General features: G+C 49.2%; 15 protein-coding genes and 1 tRNA gene. 7 read left to right on the forward strand and 9 right to left on the reverse strand.

The window, feature by feature from the left end; genetic code table 11:
* Nucleotides 1-21 precede the first annotated feature (21 nt).
* The 4 genes from CRO74_RS10405 to CRO74_RS10420 all read right to left on the reverse strand — a co-directional run bounded on the left by CRO74_RS10405 (nt 22) and on the right by CRO74_RS10420 (nt 2,375).
* Nucleotides 22-624: a NifU family protein gene (locus tag CRO74_RS10405; RefSeq protein WP_097125871.1), complete on the reverse strand. Its 603-nt coding sequence runs from the start codon at nt 622-624 to the stop codon at nt 22-24.
* A 167-nt stretch (nt 625-791) separates the two neighbouring features.
* Nucleotides 792-1,070, reverse strand: coding sequence for a 50S ribosomal protein L27 (gene rpmA, locus CRO74_RS10410; protein ID WP_097125872.1), 279 nt, complete (start codon nt 1,068-1,070; stop codon nt 792-794).
* A 92-nt stretch (nt 1,071-1,162) separates the two neighbouring features.
* Complete coding sequence (gene rplU, locus CRO74_RS10415) at nt 1,163-1,480, reverse strand: 50S ribosomal protein L21 (protein WP_097125873.1); 318 nt, start codon at nt 1,478-1,480, stop codon at nt 1,163-1,165.
* Between the two features lie 130 nt (nt 1,481-1,610).
* Complete coding sequence (locus CRO74_RS10420) at nt 1,611-2,375, reverse strand: HpcH/HpaI aldolase family protein (protein WP_097125874.1); 765 nt, start codon at nt 2,373-2,375, stop codon at nt 1,611-1,613.
* Nucleotides 2,376-2,588: 213 nt separating this feature from the next.
* Between CRO74_RS10420 and CRO74_RS10425 the strand changes: the two genes are divergently transcribed.
* The gene (locus tag CRO74_RS10425; protein ID WP_097125875.1) at nt 2,589-5,699 is read left to right on the forward strand and encodes a ligand-binding sensor domain-containing protein; all 3,111 of its coding nucleotides are present in this window, start codon (nt 2,589-2,591) and stop codon (nt 5,697-5,699) included.
* Nucleotides 5,680-6,327: a response regulator gene (locus tag CRO74_RS10430; protein ID WP_097125876.1), complete on the forward strand. Its 648-nt coding sequence runs from the start codon at nt 5,680-5,682 to the stop codon at nt 6,325-6,327. Before CRO74_RS10425 ends, CRO74_RS10430 begins: the two co-directional genes overlap by 20 nt.
* A 148-nt stretch (nt 6,328-6,475) precedes the next feature.
* Here the strand turns inward: CRO74_RS10430 and CRO74_RS10435 are convergent, their stop codons facing one another.
* The gene (locus CRO74_RS10435; protein WP_097125877.1) at nt 6,476-7,378 is read right to left on the reverse strand and encodes a histone deacetylase family protein; all 903 of its coding nucleotides are present in this window, start codon (nt 7,376-7,378) and stop codon (nt 6,476-6,478) included.
* Nucleotides 7,379-7,494: 116 nt separating this feature from the next.
* Here CRO74_RS10435 and CRO74_RS10440 point away from each other — a divergent pair, with 116 nt between their 5' ends.
* From CRO74_RS10440 to CRO74_RS10450, 3 genes are all read left to right on the forward strand, one after another.
* Nucleotides 7,495-8,244, forward strand: coding sequence for an SDR family oxidoreductase (locus CRO74_RS10440; protein WP_097125878.1), 750 nt, complete (start codon nt 7,495-7,497; stop codon nt 8,242-8,244).
* Between the two features lie 151 nt (nt 8,245-8,395).
* Nucleotides 8,396-8,833, forward strand: coding sequence for a hypothetical protein (locus CRO74_RS10445; protein ID WP_097125879.1), 438 nt, complete (start codon nt 8,396-8,398; stop codon nt 8,831-8,833).
* Between the two features lie 61 nt (nt 8,834-8,894).
* Nucleotides 8,895-9,221, forward strand: coding sequence for a hypothetical protein (locus tag CRO74_RS10450; protein ID WP_097125880.1), 327 nt, complete (start codon nt 8,895-8,897; stop codon nt 9,219-9,221).
* Between the two features lie 85 nt (nt 9,222-9,306).
* Here the strand turns inward: CRO74_RS10450 and CRO74_RS10455 are convergent, their stop codons facing one another.
* The gene (locus CRO74_RS10455; RefSeq protein WP_097125881.1) at nt 9,307-10,044 is read right to left on the reverse strand and encodes a YciE/YciF ferroxidase family protein; all 738 of its coding nucleotides are present in this window, start codon (nt 10,042-10,044) and stop codon (nt 9,307-9,309) included.
* A gap of 342 nt (nt 10,045-10,386) precedes the next feature.
* Between CRO74_RS10455 and CRO74_RS10460 the strand changes: the two genes are divergently transcribed.
* Nucleotides 10,387-11,619 carry a PQQ-dependent sugar dehydrogenase gene (locus CRO74_RS10460; RefSeq protein ID WP_097125882.1) on the forward strand — a complete coding sequence of 411 codons (1,233 nt, stop codon included), beginning with the start codon at nt 10,387-10,389 and terminating at the stop codon, nt 11,617-11,619.
* A gap of 176 nt (nt 11,620-11,795) precedes the next feature.
* Here the strand turns inward: CRO74_RS10460 and CRO74_RS10465 are convergent, their stop codons facing one another.
* The 3 genes from CRO74_RS10465 to CRO74_RS10475 all read right to left on the reverse strand — a co-directional run bounded on the left by CRO74_RS10465 (nt 11,796) and on the right by CRO74_RS10475 (nt 14,252).
* A complete protein-coding gene (locus tag CRO74_RS10465) occupies nt 11,796-12,218 on the reverse strand; it encodes a response regulator (RefSeq protein WP_097125883.1) in 423 nt (140 codons plus the stop codon).
* 336 nt (nt 12,219-12,554) lie between these two features.
* A complete protein-coding gene (locus tag CRO74_RS10470) occupies nt 12,555-13,922 on the reverse strand; it encodes a sensor histidine kinase (RefSeq protein ID WP_097125884.1) in 1,368 nt (455 codons plus the stop codon).
* Nucleotides 13,923-14,180: 258 nt separating this feature from the next.
* Nucleotides 14,181-14,252 (reverse strand) — tRNA-Glu (locus CRO74_RS10475).
* A gap of 181 nt (nt 14,253-14,433) precedes the next feature.
* Here CRO74_RS10475 and CRO74_RS10480 point away from each other — a divergent pair.
* On the forward strand, nt 14,434-17,016 hold the full coding sequence (locus CRO74_RS10480) for a M14 family metallopeptidase (RefSeq protein WP_097125885.1): 2,583 nt from the start codon (nt 14,434-14,436) through the stop codon (nt 17,014-17,016).
* Nucleotides 17,017-17,018 lie beyond the last annotated feature (2 nt).

Genomic DNA, 17,018 nt, shown 5'->3' on the forward strand with positions numbered 1-17,018 from the left:
TGCTTTCCTTTTATAGCTTACTTACACCCCCTCAGCTTCGACCAGCTTCACTTCGGGAACCAGACGCGTCAGCAGGTTTTCAATGCCCGCTTTAAGCGTGAGCGTGGAGGAAGGACAGCCGCTGCACGATCCCTGCAACAAAACTTTCACCGTGCCGCTGGGCTCATCGAAGGAGTAAAAGCTAATGGCTCCTCCATCCGATTCTACAGCAGGTTTGATGTATTGATCCAATACGGCCTTGATTTTCTGGACTGTTTCGGAATCCATATCCAGTTTGGTCGTGTTCGTTTCTACGGTCCGTTGCGAAAAAACGGGCTTCTGTGCCCCGAAATAGTCTTTCAGGAAGAGTTTCACTTCAAGCATTACCTCATCCCAGTCAGTCTCGTCGTCTTTGGTCACGGTTACGAAGTTGGCCGAAATAAACACCCGCCGAACAAACTCAAATCCAAACAGGGCTACGGCTAACGGCGATGCTTTTCCATCAAGAAGGGCATCGCCCGGGGTTGCATAGTCGAACGAAAGGCCAGCAGGTACAAGTTCAAAGTTAACGACGAACTTCATAGAGTTCGGGTTGGGGCTTCCTTCCGTAAAGATGGATACGGGACGGTCTAGCGTAGGGTTCATTTAGCGCAAAATTTTAGTTCACCGAAACGTTCGGTCGGTTTTCGTACTAGCGTAACAGCCGACTTGTTTTTTTAGTTTTTGTCCATAAAAAAACCCATTCAACAGTGGTTGAACGGGTTTTCATTAAACCAATAAAGTTTCAAAAACCTTATTGGTTTAATCTGTACTTAAGCCGCGGCTACTTCTGCCACTTCAGCTGGAATGATATCTACATACGAGCGGTTATCGCGACCCGGACGGAACTTCACCGTACCCGCTACCAGAGCGAACAGAGTATAATCTTTACCACAGCCGACGTTTTTGCCGGGGTGGTGTTTCGTACCGCGCTGACGGATGATAATGTTACCGGCAATAGCCGACTCACCACCAAACAATTTAACACCCAGCCGCTTGCTGTGCGAATCGCGGCCGTTTTTGGAACTACCTACACCTTTCTTGTGTGCCATTTTTTTTAAGAAGTTAGGAGTTAGGAGTTAGGAGTTAGGAGAAATGGCTGCGCCAGCATTCTCACTACTAACTCCTAACTCCTACCTACTAGTTATAAAGTTATGTCTTCAATCATGACCTTGGTCAAATACTGACGGTGGCCGTTTTTCTTTTTGTAACCTTTCCGACGCTTCTTTTTAAAGATGATAACTTTCTCACCTTTAAGGTGTTCCATTATCTTGGCCGATACTGTTGCACCAGCAACGGTTGGGGCACCTATGGTGATGCTCCCTTCGTTATCAACAAGGAGAATCTTCACCTTGTCGGAGGCAAGTACAGCGTCCACGTCGCCTTCTAACCGATGGGTATAGATGTGGCGACCTTTTTGGATCTTGAATTGCTGTCCTGCGATCTCTACGATTGCGTACATTTTTTGTGTATAAAATTGGAAATGAGGTGCAAAAGTAAGAAAAAAATTACGATTTACGAATAAAGGCGTGCAATTTTATTGACAATAAGAGTGATGTATGATGTATCCGCTAACCCATACATCCTACATCTCAAGCCGCTCTTCCTTTCATAAAATCACCGGCGGCCGATTTAAGCAGACCGGCAAAGGAGTTGAGGCAAAACAAAACACCCCGGTCGATTAAGGCCCTGGCCTGATCCCCGGTAGCGGCCGTAGTTCCGGCTATCAAACCGGCTTTTCTGATTTTCTCCACAACACCGGCAATCGTTCGTTTTACTTCATCATGACCCGGCCCATCGTAATAGCCCATACTCATGGCCAGGTCGCGGGGGCCGATCACAAAGCCATCGATGCCTTCCACGGTCAGGAGATCGTCCAGGTTGTCGATGGCTTCTTTATCTTCCAGCTGGGGTAAAACAAGTATCTGTTCATTGGCAAACGCAACGGCTTCGCCCTGGTTCATGGTGCCCAGCAAATAGTCATTGGCCCGCACCGGCCCGAAACCGCGTGTGCCCAGCGGTGGGTATTTTACGGCCCGCACCAACGCTTCGGCATCGGCAACGGTACTGATGGCGGGCATCATGATGCCCATAACGCCCGCATCCAGAAACTGTAGAATCAATTTCTGGTCGTTGCTGCGCACACGGGCCAGGGGCGTAATACCGGTCAGTTCACAGGCACGTACGATGTCCTGAACCTGGGCCGTCGTAACGGGACTGTGTTCGCCGTCGATCATGTAAAAATCCAGCCCCGAAAAGCCACAAAGTTCGGCAACGGTTGGATCGCTGCTATTCGACAGGACACCCAGAACGGGTTGGCCATTTTTAAGCCGGGTTTTAACGATATTTTGCTTCATAGTGTAGGCAAAACGGGCACCTGGCCGCGCTTTACTGCATTTTATACGAAATATATTGGGCGGCTAAGTTACAACCGAATCGGCTTCAACGAAAACCCTCCTACCATGTACTAACAATCGTCAGATTACCTGTTCATAAGTAGCTGATTTGCCTTATCTTAGAGTGTCATACATCCATAAAGAGCCAGCACGGGCTTTATACTTCACTGCTTTATGCACTGGTTAGTTCTGATTTTCCTTTTACTAACACAGATAGGGCGGGCACAGTCTCCCTTTTCGATCCACCATCTCACGACAAACGATGGTCTGTCGCAGGGTTCCTGTTTTTATATCCTGAAAGATTCGCGGGGGTTCATGTGGATGAGTAGCCAGGATGGCCTGAACCGGTACGACGGGAGTCGATTCACCGTTTACAGTTTCAATGAGCAGGATTCAACTACGATTGGCAAGGGGGAGGTACGGGGAGTGGTCGAAGATCCGCACGGTGACCTTTGGATAGGGACTGAGGAATGCCTCAACCGCTATCGTCGACATACCGATTCATTTGAGCATGTGTATGCTACGGATCGGCGGGGAAAACGTCTTGCTGCTTTACAGGAACCCTTTTTCGCCGACGACTCAACTGTTTGGTATGCCAGCAATCGGGAGGGTATCATGAAACTGAATTACAAAACAGGCCGAAAATCGAGTATTAGTCCGTGGGTGAAACCCAAATTCAGCATTAATACCGAATGGATTCTCCATCAGCCCGATCAGCAGTCTTTGCTCTATCTGCTGCCCATGGGATTTGCCCGCTACAATTACCAAACCCACAAGCTTACAACCTTCCTGACGGGCAGCACTACCGACCAACCCGTTGTCGGCTCTCCTCATGGTCCTGTCGGGAGGGCGTCTCTGTTTCAATCCATTCATCGCTGCCACGTACCAGGCGCTCATTATGGGCATTACTGCTTTGCCGGACCTCAGGGCATTTATGAGTTTGACGCCACCCTCACTCACTTGCTCAGATATCACCCGGTACGAACCGGAATCGGAATGTATCGGCTGGTGAGCATGGACGAAGATAAACAGGGACGTTGGTGGATTGGCGCGGAGGGCTCAGGGGTGTGGCTTTATGACCCGGATGCCATGACCCTGCTCCGTGAAGTAACCCCCGGCCCTACCCTCTCCAATTCATTGATGACGAACCAGATTTCGGACGTCTACATTGATGATCTGGGGCTCGTGTGGGCCAATAGCGACCCATTTGGCATTGACATTATCTACCCAAACGCCTTCAGTGTTGAAACTTTCCCCGACGATCCGCTCAACATCCATGACCTGAACAGACATCCAATTCGGGGATTGTGTGAAGATACGCAGGGACGAATCTGGATTGGGACGGTAGACGGCGGTATCCGGCGGTATGACCCCGCTACGGGCTATATGCAAGCCTATACGTCGGCGCAGGGTGTTCCCGCAGAAGGCAACGTCCGCCACATAATCTGCACCAGAGATGGGCGAATTTTAGCAACAAACCTGCAGGGGTTACTGCGCTACGACCCTAAGCAGGATCGCTTTATTGAATTGCCGAATCCCCTTTGTTCTGATCCCGACTGCCGGTTTGCAAGGGGTATTTGCGAGTTGCCCGATGGCCGATTTATCATGGCGACTTTCGGTGGGCTATTCGTACTGACGAAAGACCTGAAACCTATGAGCCGCATTGATCCGGACGGCACCTATTTTGGTTCTTTCTATTTTGATCCGGCTACCAACCTGTTGTATGCAGGACGGCGCGATCAGGATTTGGCGGTGTATCAATACCAGCGCAATGGCAGTTTTGCATCAGCACAACGGATGGATCAGCTAACGCTTGAGTATATAACCCTGTCGGGCCACAATATCATGGATTTCTTTGCCGACCCGGCACGTCATTGCTTATGGCTTTCTACAGACCGGGGCCTGGTGCGTTTTGATCCGGCCACCCGGCGGGTCATTCACCGATACACCGTTCGTGATGGGTTACCCAATAATGTGGTTTATGGTTTACTTCCCGACCGAAAAGGCCATTTCTGGTTGAGCACTAATAATGGCCTGGTGAAGTTCTACCCGACCGAACTGAAGTTTGCTCCGGTTGTCTCGACAAAGGGCCGGGAGTACAACAGCCATGCGCTGCTAACCGGCTCCGATGGAACATTTTATGCAGGTGGCGTACATGGACTGGATCGCTTCGTACCCGAGCAGTTGGAAAACTACAAGGCCAACGTTCCGGTTCGGATCATCAGTTTTGATGTCAATGATCTCCCCTATCGTACTGACGGTTTTGTAGGCGAAACCGGCCGGGCAGACCTTTCGCATGAGCAAAATACATTGTCTATCGGTTTGGCCGCCCTGGATTACCTCAGCAACGGGCGAAACCAGATTGCCTACACGCTGTCTGGTATTGACCGGGACTGGGTTAATTTAAAGAGTACCAACGTTGTGCGTTATGCCGATCTGCCTCCCGGAGATTATATCTTTAAAGCCAGGGCTACCGATGCCCGCGGACAGCTTACGCCAACCATTCAGTTGGCCATCACCATTCATCCTCCTTACTGGAAACGCTGGTGGTTTCGTCTGCTCGGCTTGTTGGTTATTGTGGGTAGTGTAGCGGCCTGGTTAACCGCCTATAACCAGCAAAAACTTAACCAGCAAAGACGACTATTACAGAATACACTGGCCACCCAGGAAGACGAGCGTCGACGAATTGCCCGTGACCTTCACGATGATGTAGGAAACACCCTGGCAGCGATTAAAGGGGTACTGGGATTGGCCAGAGACCGGCTTACCCAGACAGACCAGATGCCCGAAGTTGATAAAGCCTATACCATGATCGACAAAGCGGGCAATGACCTTCGTAACATTACACACGACCTGATGCCTATTGAGTTTGAAACCTATGCATTGCCCGACGTGGTGGGGCAGTTGGTTGACCGGGCCAATCAATCGTCACGGATAACATTTGCGTATATTCTGTTTGGTGAAGTGGAGCGAATGAAGCCCGAACGCGAACTGGTTATTTACCGAATTATTGCGGAGTTGGTTCAAAATGCGCTCAAACATGGTGGAGCAGGAATGGCCATTGTTCAACTAGGCTACCACCCCAAACACCTGAGCATTCTGGTAGATACGCCATTAATACACAAAGAAATTAGTGCGTTTGTCATCGACCAGTTAGTAACGGGTATCGGTCAAAAAAACATAAATTACCGGGCTGAATACCTGCATGCTGTTCTCACCACCGACAGCAATGACGAAAGTTACATTGTGATGCTTGACGTTCCTTATGATATCAACAGTTTCTAGCCCGATCAAAATTCTGATCATTGACGACCATCGCCTGTTTAACGACGGGCTGGGGCTCATGCTGGCCGATGTGCCCGATATGCGTATCGTTGGCCATGTGTATCATAGCAGCGAAGCCATTCAGCAGGTCAATGAGTATAATCCTGACGTGTTGCTAATTGACTTTAATATGCCCGATATAGATGGTCTTGCCCTTACCCGGAAATTGATCGCTCTACTCGGCCAACAACGCATCCTGATTCTGAGCATGTACGGTGAAGCCCGTTACATCAACGATTTCAGAAAAGCGGGTGCCCTCGGTTATATGTTAAAAACTTCCACAAAAGACGAACTGCTACTGGCTATTCGAACCGTTGCTCAGGAACAGCCTTACTTTGACCCCAAACTCGCCGATAATAAGCAATTCAGTAACCATGCTGATGACATTTTTCTAAAAAAATACAAACTCTCTCCTCGTGAGGTAGAAATAATCCGGCTCATCAAAGATGGCTTGAGTAGCCCGCAGATAGCAGAAAAAATAAACCTGAGTCAGCATACAGTCGATACGCACCGCAAAAATATACACGCCAAACTCAATATAAGTACCGTTGCCGATCTGGTTCGCTTTGCCATCGAAATGAATATATAATCTATATAACATATAAATATACCCGAATTCGGGTATTGCGCTCGTAACGGGTTATTCTGATCTTTACATGCTTTTTATCCACACCATTAGTTTTCTGTTAATCAACTCATAAACGGCTACCTTATTGATACTGGGTGGCCGTTTATCGTTAGAAGAATAAATTTGCTGCTACCCGAAACGTATTGCAGTGCGCTTCTACAATATCGGTCAGCCGGGGGGAGTAGCCCCCACCCATTGACACGACAATGGGCAGGTTGTTTTGTATTGCCTGTTCGAAAACAAAAACGTCCCGTTGCCGGCAACCTTCCCGACTTACACTCAGCTTCCCCAGTCGGTCAGAGGCCAGAATATCCACCCCCGACACGTAAAACAGGAAATCGGGTTGTTGCTGGCTGATTAACCGGGGCAATGTATCGTAAAGCGTGTTCAGATAAAACTCGTCGGTAGTTCCGGTTGGCAGTTCAATATCCAGATCAGATATTTCTTTTCGAAGGGGATAGTTATCAGCACCGTGCATACTAAACGTATATACGCGAGGTTCTGCCTGAAACATGACGGCGGTACCATTTCCCTGATGAACGTCCAGATCTACGACCAGTATTTTTTTCACCTGCTTCGTTTCGAGCAAATAATTAGCGGCTACCCCTACGTCATTGAGCATACAAAACCCTTCACCCCGATCGGGAAAGGCATGGTGTGTTCCGCCCGCAATGTTCATGGCGACTCCATCCCGTTTGGCCAGCTGTGTACAGTCGATGGTGCCCTGGGTAATGATCCATTCGCGGTCGATCAGGTCGGGTGTTAATGGAAAGCCAATCCGGCGCATCATTTTGGGATCGACAGTGCCGGTTTTCAACGCCTGTACATACTCAGGCGTGTGAACGCCCAGCGCCCAGCGGTCGTCTACGGGTTCAGGGCCGAAGAAATTAGCTTCCGTACAGGTGCCTTCGTACAGCAGTTGTTCGTGGATCAATTCGTACTTGAGCATGGGGAAGCGATGCCCTTCCGGCAACCGTAACCGGTATACCGGCGAAAACGCAATCTGAAGCATAGAAGCAGACGTAGCCCGTCCCGTTCGATAAAAGATGTGTTTTTATTAACCCATTCGGCAACGAATCTGTTACCAAAGGCTGCATTTTCGTGGTTCTTAGGGTTTACCCCAGTCGTATGAAAACAGCAATTATCACGGGCGGAGGTCAGGGTATTGGCCGGGTTACCACGCAATATCTGCTTACACACGGCTATAACGTAGCCGTATGGGAAGCCGATACCGATGCGCTTACCGAACTTCAGGAAGCCTATTCAGCCTCATCGGCTCAACTACTTTTCGTTCACTGCGATGTATCCAGCGAAGGCCAGGTCAAAAAATCAATTGAACAAACGATGTCTCATTTTGGGCAAATCGACGTCTTAATTAACAATGCAGCCCTCATGACGACAAAACCCCTCGACAAACTAACCTTCGCTGAATGGAACACGGTTATAGGCACCAACCTTTCCGGTCCTTTCCTATGTGCCAAATACGCAGCTCCTCACCTGGCCGATCAGAAAGGGTGCATCGTTAACTTATGTTCTACCCGTGCCTTTCAGTCAGAGCCCGATACGTTTGCGTACTCGGCCAGCAAGGGCGGCATTTTGGCACTTACTCATTCACTCGCGGTTAGTTTAGGGCCAAACGTTCGTGTCAACGCCGTTAGTCCCGGCTGGATTGATGTATCTGCGTTGAAGAAAAAAGCAAACGCCAAAGCAGACAAACTCCGGCCCGAAGATCACAGCCAGCATCCGGCGGGGCGCGTGGGTCAGCCCGACGATGTAGCCCGGATGATCCTGTTCCTGATCGCTCCGGAAAATAGTTTCATTACGGGGCAGAACTTCGTGGTAGACGGCGGAATGACCCGAAAGATGATTTACGTATGATTGCCTGAAAATATAATAAAACATCCACCCCCATTAGTTAGTTAGTATCGTCAGTCGTTTGGGGACTGTTCTGCCCTGTTCACTCTGGAATCAGTGCAGCAGCGCCCCCTATTACTGGCCAGGAACAGCTTTGCAACCTTCTTCATCTCCTATGAATATAGAACTTACTACTGCTTCAGAAACCGCTCCACTCGAAGTACTGGACTTGCAGGTTTCTTCCCGCCGAACAGCCGGTAAATCCATTCTGTCCGTGCAATTTTTGTGTCGCAGCGAGCGGTATGCCAAACACCTGAATATGCCTTCGCTATCCTGGTTCGATGCCAACCAGTTACAGCGATTTTCGCAGGATCTGGCCGCTGCTCAATACCCGGAAACCAGTCGGATCGACCTGCACGATGCCGGTATTCGTCTGACGGGCTCCGTTCGGCGGCTGGCGGGCATGTGGACCGCCGGTCGTACAATTCGCATTGAACCCCTGCCTTCGTCGGCCACTCAATTTACTCCGTTTACAATTCATGCCTCACCAAACGACATCAAAACGTATGCGGGTAAATTGTACAGTCGCCTGTGGGAATTGTTCACCAAGTAAAAACTGAACTTTATTTTTCGGGTTATTCAGGGAAACATGTCCCAAACAATAAAGCTCACGTATGGAAAACACAAATCAGGATGCAATGCTCAATGAGCAGTCACGAACGTTTGATCCCGGTACCGGCGGAACGGCCCAAACACCGGACGACAGCATTCTCATCAATCAGGATTATAATCCGACGGATTTAGCCGGTGATGTCAATGCACCACCTACCACCCCAACGGACGAGGAAGAAGCCGCTACCGGCAATGATGGAACCGGCGCTTTTTCGGGCAGTCCCAACATGGAAGTAGATACAGGGAATTACGGCAACGGGGATACTTTAGGTAACAATGATGGTACGGAACCGGACCCGGAATTATCCGATCCGGTAAGCCAGGTTTAACCAGAGTCGGGCATCTTCAACAACAAAATAGGCTCACCAATCGTGGTGAGCCTATTTTGTTGAATCTATCGGTCTAAAGCTCCGCTTAGATCAAGCCGGAACCGCTCGTCGATGAACTGCCGCCCGTATTATAACCCGTTGTTGACGAGCTATCTCCATACCGGGTTCCATCGGGATTTACGGAACCATACTGGTCGGTACCGGTACCGGCGTATTGGCTACCACTATATTGGCCCTGAGTACCATACTGGCTGGATCCAGACGAAGAATTGTCATCTTCCGAAGCAGCCCGCTGGTTGATAAACGACTCGGCTAATTGAGTCAGCTTTCTATCGGTATTTTTTTCCTCCTCCAGTGTTTGCTGCAACATACGGGCCGCATCCGTGTAACCAAGTACACTCGCCAGCGTTACCGCCGACCCATAGGCGGCAATTTCGTGATGTTCAATCTTCTGCGCGGCAATGATCAGGCCAGCGTCACGGGTCAATGACCCCGACTCGGTTTCAGACACAACCAGTTGGGCGTCATCGACTAAGCCATCGATTGCGGCACAGGTCTTATCATCCACTTCTACGCCCACACTACGAAATACGTCTTCCAGACGGGCGACCTGTCCACGGGTTTCTTCCTGGTGCTGAAGGAATGCATTCCTGACTTCATCTGTAGTAGCTGCATCTGCCTGTTCGCCAAGTGCGTCTACGGCTTGCTTTTCGGCATAGTAAATTCCCTTCAGTTCACTAACAAAAAGGCTTTGTAAACCTTCGCGGGTATCATTATCATTACCACTAAAGAAATTTGCGATTTGACTTCCTAGAGATGCCATGGTTTTGTTGGGTTAGTTATTAATGATTTTCTTACCATATGACTAAAACCATGCCATACGTTGATACTGTGAGGTTTACGAATAAGGCGGATCAGTCATTGATTATGTTTTTCTACAAGTTTTGTAGAGTACTATCCCTTTCTCCACAAATTGCCCCATAATCAGGCATTTAACTCATCTTCCCGGAACCTTACTATTTCAATTTTCTTTAAACACGGTCTCTTTTCGCCAGTTATAAACATGCTTGTGTGCTTCTTATTCCTTGTAGTCAGCGATTGCCTGCCTGGCTGCGGTTAAGCGCATCAACAACTAACTCAACGTTTACATACTTAAATTTTTAACATGAAAAATGTAGTCAAACCGACTATTCTATCCGGTCTTATTGCCGCAGGTTTTCTGGTTTCCTGTAGCAAAGATGAAGTCTTCAACGCGCAGATTCCCGAGACAAATCAGCAACCAACTACCGCTCAGGTAAATGGCAACGTTTTCGAACCGGCGCTGGTAGCGGCAACCGATGCACGCATTGCTCAACTCAGACTCCCGGCGGGTTTCACCGTCGCTAAATTTGCCGATCAGCTTGGCAAACCTCGTATGCTGACCGTCAGCGAAATGGGAAGCGTGTACGTTACCAGCCGCGCGGCCGGGACTGTTACCCTACTTCGGGACACCAACAATGATGGCAAGTCAGATCAGAGTCAGGTCGTGGCTACCATCAAAGATGTTCACGGGCTGACAATTTTTTCGGGGAAAATGTACCTGATTTCCATCCATGATGTGTATTCGGCAACCATAAATGCCGATGGTACGCTGGGGACGCCCCAGAAGATCATGACCGGCCTTCCCGATGCCGGTCAGCATCCAAACCGCACCATTGGCTTCGGTCCGGACGGGTTTATGTACATTACCGTTGGTAGCACCTGCAATGCCTGTGCCGAACCAAATCCGGAAAGCGCAACCATTCTTCGGGCTAATCCAGACGGAACGGGCCGCCGGATTTACGCAAAAGGATTACGCAACACCATTGGCTTTGGCTGGCATCCCGAAACGAAGGAGCTTTATGGATTAGACCATGGTATTGACTGGCTGGGTGACGATCAACAGAAAGAAGAGGTAAATCTGATAAAAGATGGTGCCTTTTATGGCTGGCCCTACATTTATGGCGATGGGAACTATAACCCCCACCCAAGGCCCATGGGCGATACTACCTACGCACAGATTCTGGCCAAAACCACGTTGCCCTCTTTGCAGTATGACGCTCACGCAGCTCCTTTGAGCATGGTCTTTTACACAAGTACCGGCGCTCCGTCTAGTTTCCCTGCCGAGTATCGTAACGATGCCCTTGCTACCATGCGCGGCTCCTGGAACCGTAGTCAGCCATCAGGCTACAAAGTGGTACGAATTCATTTCGAAGGAGGCAAACCCGTTCGGGTCGATGATCTGGTAACCGGATTCGTAGTCGATAATAACCAGGCACAATTTGGTCGCCCGGTTGGACTAGCCGCTATGCCCGACGGTTCCCTCTTATTTACGGACGACAACAATGGGGTGATTTACCGGATTAGCTATGCCAAGTAATCAATAGTAGGCTGCCAAATGCCTAATCAACTTATAAAGAGGGGGTGATCTACTCATAGAATTAGATCATCCCCTCTTTGTATGCCGACAACTGAAGCACCCCTATTTTTTTGTCCATTCCTGCGGCCAAGGCTAAAAACAGTTGCGAGGTCTATTATAGGATTGTACAAAAGCTACTAGTTGAAGCGTTTGGGATGATGGCATTCGGTCCAATAAGCGATAATTGACCCTAACTGCATCTTCCAGGCTGCGAAGGTTCCCTTTTTCTCAAAAAGACCCTGAATTGTCAACTCGTAGGCTTCTTCCACTAAGTAATCGACCACCGGGCTGGTCATAAAAATAAAGGGGATACACTTTCGGCGCAGTCCCGGATCCTGATCAATTTGCGTTCGAAGCTCCAGGCCAGTCATACCAGGCATACTGATTTCGGATATAATCAAGAAGGGTGTTACCGCACTGGTTGTCAGGTAATCCAGAGCCATTTGCCCGTTAGAGAAAACTAAAATAGGATAAGGAAGATTTAGCTCCGATAAGGCTTTCTTAAACATATCGTGATCATCTTCATCAGCATCAATAAAGATAATGGGATGTTCGCTCATGCTTCAGTGTTTAATGAATGGGGTAAAGTAAAAGCCCGGTTCAATACCGAGCTTTCGAATTTTTCTGTTTTCTTAACGTTGAGTGAAACGACATTAATCTATGATAAAGCTGCTACGCAGGCAGCGAACAACTAAAGATGAAACCCGTTCACTTATGCTTAAGCCCAAATCATACCAATTAAACCAGCAAAACTTAAACTGTTCATAATCAACAGATTGCTCTTCGTATCAGATTAGTACCATGTAATGAATTGCGACTTTCTTACCCAATTTTGTGGGTATAAGCCCTCACTTCGTAATTGGTTTACCAGACACCCTTCATAGCCGACAACTCATCTAATTGGGTAAATAGATACTAAACGTGGCACCCTGACCGGGGCGGCTGGTAGCGGTAATCGCGCCCCCATGATTAGCGACTACTTTCTCACAAATGGCCAGACCAATACCTGTCCCAGAAAAATCATTCTTGCCGTGTAGCCGCTGAAAGACTTTAAAGATGCGGTTGGCATACTTCTGTTCAAAACCAATCCCGTTGTCTATCACATCGATCCGATAATAAAGCGGAGCCGAAAGAGAAGGCTTGACCCCTTCAGGCAAATCTCTGGTCAGGAGAGTCTGAACGCGGACTTGAATCAAAGGAACCTTGGGCGCAGCGGCACTCGACCGGCCACTAACGCCTATATTGCTGAATTTCAACGCATTGCTAAATAAGTTCTGAAAAAGCTGGCCTAGCTGGATCGAATCTCCCAAGACCTCGGGTAAGGGGTCGACCTGAATAATTGCCCCTGTTTCGGCAATTATCAATTCCAAATCCGTTCGTACAGTTTGAACGACCGTTGAGAGCGAAATCAGTTGTCGGCGGTCATGAATGGCGGCAATTCTCGAATAACTTAATAAATCCTGGATCAGTATAGACATTCGACCAGCCGCCAACTGCATCCGATTCAGGTAAGTCTTTCCTTCACCCAGCTGGTCGGCATACTGGCTTTGCAACAGGTTGCCAAACGATTGAATTTTCCGCAGGGGTTCCTGTAAATCATGGGAAGCTACTGAGGCAAATTGCTGCAGGTTGTCGTTCGACTGCGTTAACAGTTCATTGACTTTATGAAGCTCATCATTAGCAATTTTGAGAGCCTGGGTACGTGTCTGAACCAGTTCTTCCAGCTCTGCTGTCAGCGTTTGGTAGCGCTGTTCGCTCAACTGGAGGGCTTTATTGGTTTTTCGTAAGGTTAGCAGATTGACTACCTGGTTGGTTAAGGTAGTCAAAGCAGACAATTGGGCTCTACTTAATTGCCTGGGCTTGTCATCAATAACACAAAGTGAGCCAAGAGTAAAGCCATCCGCATCGATTAATGGTATTCCCGCATAAAAAACGATATGGGGTTCGCCGGTTACTAACGGATTAGTGGCGAACCGTTCATCCTGCCGGGTATCCGAAACGAGTAAAGGCTCGTTTGGGTTGAGGATGGCGTGAGCACAAAAGGAAAACTGGCGGGGCGTTTCCCTGACTGAAAGTCCCAGATTAGACTTGAACCACTGTCGTTTTTCATCTACCAGACTGATTAACGAGATTGGTGTCTCACAGATTTGGGAAGCCAGGCTTGTGATATGATCGTAGTCAGCTTCGGGCAAGGTGTCCAGAATATCATAACTTCTTAAGGCATCTAGCCTATTGGATTCCTCGTAAGAATTGGAAAATAGCATCGTTGAGCGCAGCCGGTGTGGCGCTGTTAAAGTAACTAACAGTAAACAACACTTGAACAAAAAAGTATGTTTAGTAAAAGACAACTTATCCCAAGCGTGGCACCGTTAAATTAAATCCGCTTTCTTCCCCAGTAATTTAGACAACCTATTAGTTAACAAACGCATTTTGGGCGGTGCGGATTAAAGCGGCTATGCGGGAAAAACAAAAAACCAGCCCTTCTGAGGCTGGTTTTTTCATTAATTAGTCAGTGGACTAAGTGACCGATACGGGAATCGAACCCGTGTTACCGCCGTGAAAGGGCGATGTCCTAACCGCTAGACGAATCGGCCGTCTTGTTTAAAAGACCCAACCTTTTGACTTTCTGTCGCTGTGTTGGCGAATCGTGGTGCAAAGGTAAGGCAAGATTTTTAAAGTGCAAGAGTTGCTATCAAAATTTTTTCAAAAAAAGGGTTCCTGAGCGTTTTAGTGCTATTTTTGAGGAGGTTAGCATTCAAATATTTTTTCGCCTTCATGAAACACTTTTTGCTGCTGGCGGGCCTAACGGTCGCGTCACTGTCGGCTTCAGCACAGTCAACATCCTCTTCGTCAACATCTTTATCCCCATCTACTGCGGTCGATTCGCCCGCAAAATTTCTGGGTTATCAGATTGGTGAACGCTTTACACCACATTATCGGGTTCTGGCCTATGCCGAGCAGGTGGCCCGTCAACTTCCCAACCGGATAAAATTAATTCCGTATGGCACTTCCTACGAAGGCCGACAACTGATGGTGGTCGCCATCGGCTCGGAAGCAAACATGAGTCGGCTGGAAGAAATCAGGACCAATAACCTGAAACGTATCGGCCTCATGGAGGGCACACCAACAGCTACGCCCCAACCGCCTATTGCCTGGCTCAGCTACAACGTTCACGGCAATGAGGCTGTAAGCTCCGAAGCCTTCATGGATGTACTCTATCACCTGCTCAGCTCGTCCGATGCCGTGGCGAAAAAAATCCTGAGCACTACGGTGGTCATTCTTGACCCCGGCCTCAACCCCGATGGCCATGACCGGTATGTAAACTGGTACAACCAGATGCAGGGCAGCGTGGCCGATCCTACCCCATCGGCACGAGAGCACAACGAACCCTGGCCGGGCGGGCGTTATACGCACTACCTGTTCGACCCCAACCGCGACTGGGCCTGGCAAACGCAGGAGATCACCCAGCAGCGCATGGCGCTATACCAGCAGTGGATGCCCCAGCTACACGGCGATTTCCACGAAATGGGCGTTGAAAGTCCCTATTACTTCGCGCCATCGGCCAAGCCTTACCATGAAGATGTAACGCCTTTCCAGCGGCAGTTTCAGCAAACGATTGGTCAGTATTGCAGCCGCTACTTCGACAAAAACGGCTGGCTCTACTACACCCGCGAACGGTTCGACCTGTTCTACCCAAGCTATGGCGACACCTACCCGACCTACAATGGAGCCATTGGCATGACTTTCGAACAGGGCGGCAGCGGCCGGGCCGGACTGGCTATTGAAAAAGCCGACGGGGATACACTCACGCTTCGCCAGCGAATCGATCACCACTTCGCGTCCAGCATTGCCACGCTGGAGTCTGTAGCCGATCGGCCCGCTGAAATCGTGAAAGAGTTCGGGCAATTCTTCGACAAATCCCGAAATACGCCCATTGGTGCCTACAAAAGCTATGTCATTAAATCCAATGGCGACGCCGGACGTGTTAAAGCCCTACAACAACTGTTGGAGCGGAACAAAATCAGTTATGGTTACGCTGGTAAAGCTCAGAATGTAGCTAGTGGGTTTAATTACACCAGCCAGAAGATTGATAAAACAGTAACCATAACGCCCGATGATATTGTGATTAGCGCCTATCAGCCTAAATCAACCCTGTTAAAAATTCTCTTTGAGCAGAATTCGAAACTGGAAGATTCGGCAACGTACGATATCACGGCCTGGTCGCTGCCCTACGCGTTTGGCTTACAAACCTATGGACTGACCACCCGGCTCAATCCAGGAAGCACACAACCTGCTACGGCTACGCCAGCCGCTGCGGTAACCCCACAAACCCGTCCTTATGCGTACGTCGTTAAGTGGCAGTCGCTTCCGGCGGTGCAAATGCTGGCCGGTCTGTTGAAGCAGAAAATACGCGTACGGGCTGCCGAAAAGCCATTTGAACTGGAGAACAAGACGTACCCATCGGGAACACTGATCGTGACACGGGCGGGTAACGAACGCTTTGGCGACCGACTCGATGCCCTGGTCCGGGAAGAAGCGACCAAGACAGGGGCCGATTTGACCTCGGTTCAGACTGGTTTTGTAACGACCGGCTCCGACTTCGGCTCCGATTTTGTTTCGGGTCTGAAAGCTCCCCGGATAGCGGTTGTGGTGGGTGAAGGTACACCTCCCCCATCGGCGGGCGAAGTGTGGCACTATTTCGACCAGGAACTTCACTACCCGGTTACGCTGATTGACGGCAATACCCTGGGCAATGTACAGTGGAATAAACTCGACGTGCTGATCCTGCCGACAAACTACAACTACGGTCGCATTCTGAACGAGAAAACCCTGACCGCCGTCAAAGAATGGGTTCGGGCGGGCGGAAAGCTCATTGCGATGGAGCGGGCTGCATCGTTTCTGGCCGGTAAGGATGGGTTCGAGTTAAAAGAAAAGGAAGATAAATCAGCCGATAAAAGTAAAAAGAGCGAAAACCCCGATACGCTCAAACGCTACATCGATCGCGAACGGACCGCTATCTCCGATGATATTCCAGGCAGCATTTACCGCGTAAACATCGACACCTCACACCCACTGGGTTTCGGTCTGTCGGGCGGTTATTATTCGCTGGTGCAGAATGCTTACAACTTTGATTACCTGAAAGAAGGCTGGAACGTTGGATACCTGAAAACGGACAACTATGTAGCCGGTTTTTCGGGTAAGAACGCCAAGGACAAGCTAAAGAATACACTGCTCATGGGCGTTCAGTCGCTGGGTCGGGGCAGCGTTGTTTATCTGGCCGATGATCCACTCTTCCGGGGCTTCTGGTACAACGGCAAGCTGTTGTTTGCCAATGCTGTATTTATGGTTGGTAATTAATT

The organism is Spirosoma fluviale (assembly GCF_900230225.1).
GTDB lineage: Bacteria > Bacteroidota > Bacteroidia > Cytophagales > Spirosomataceae > Spirosoma > Spirosoma fluviale.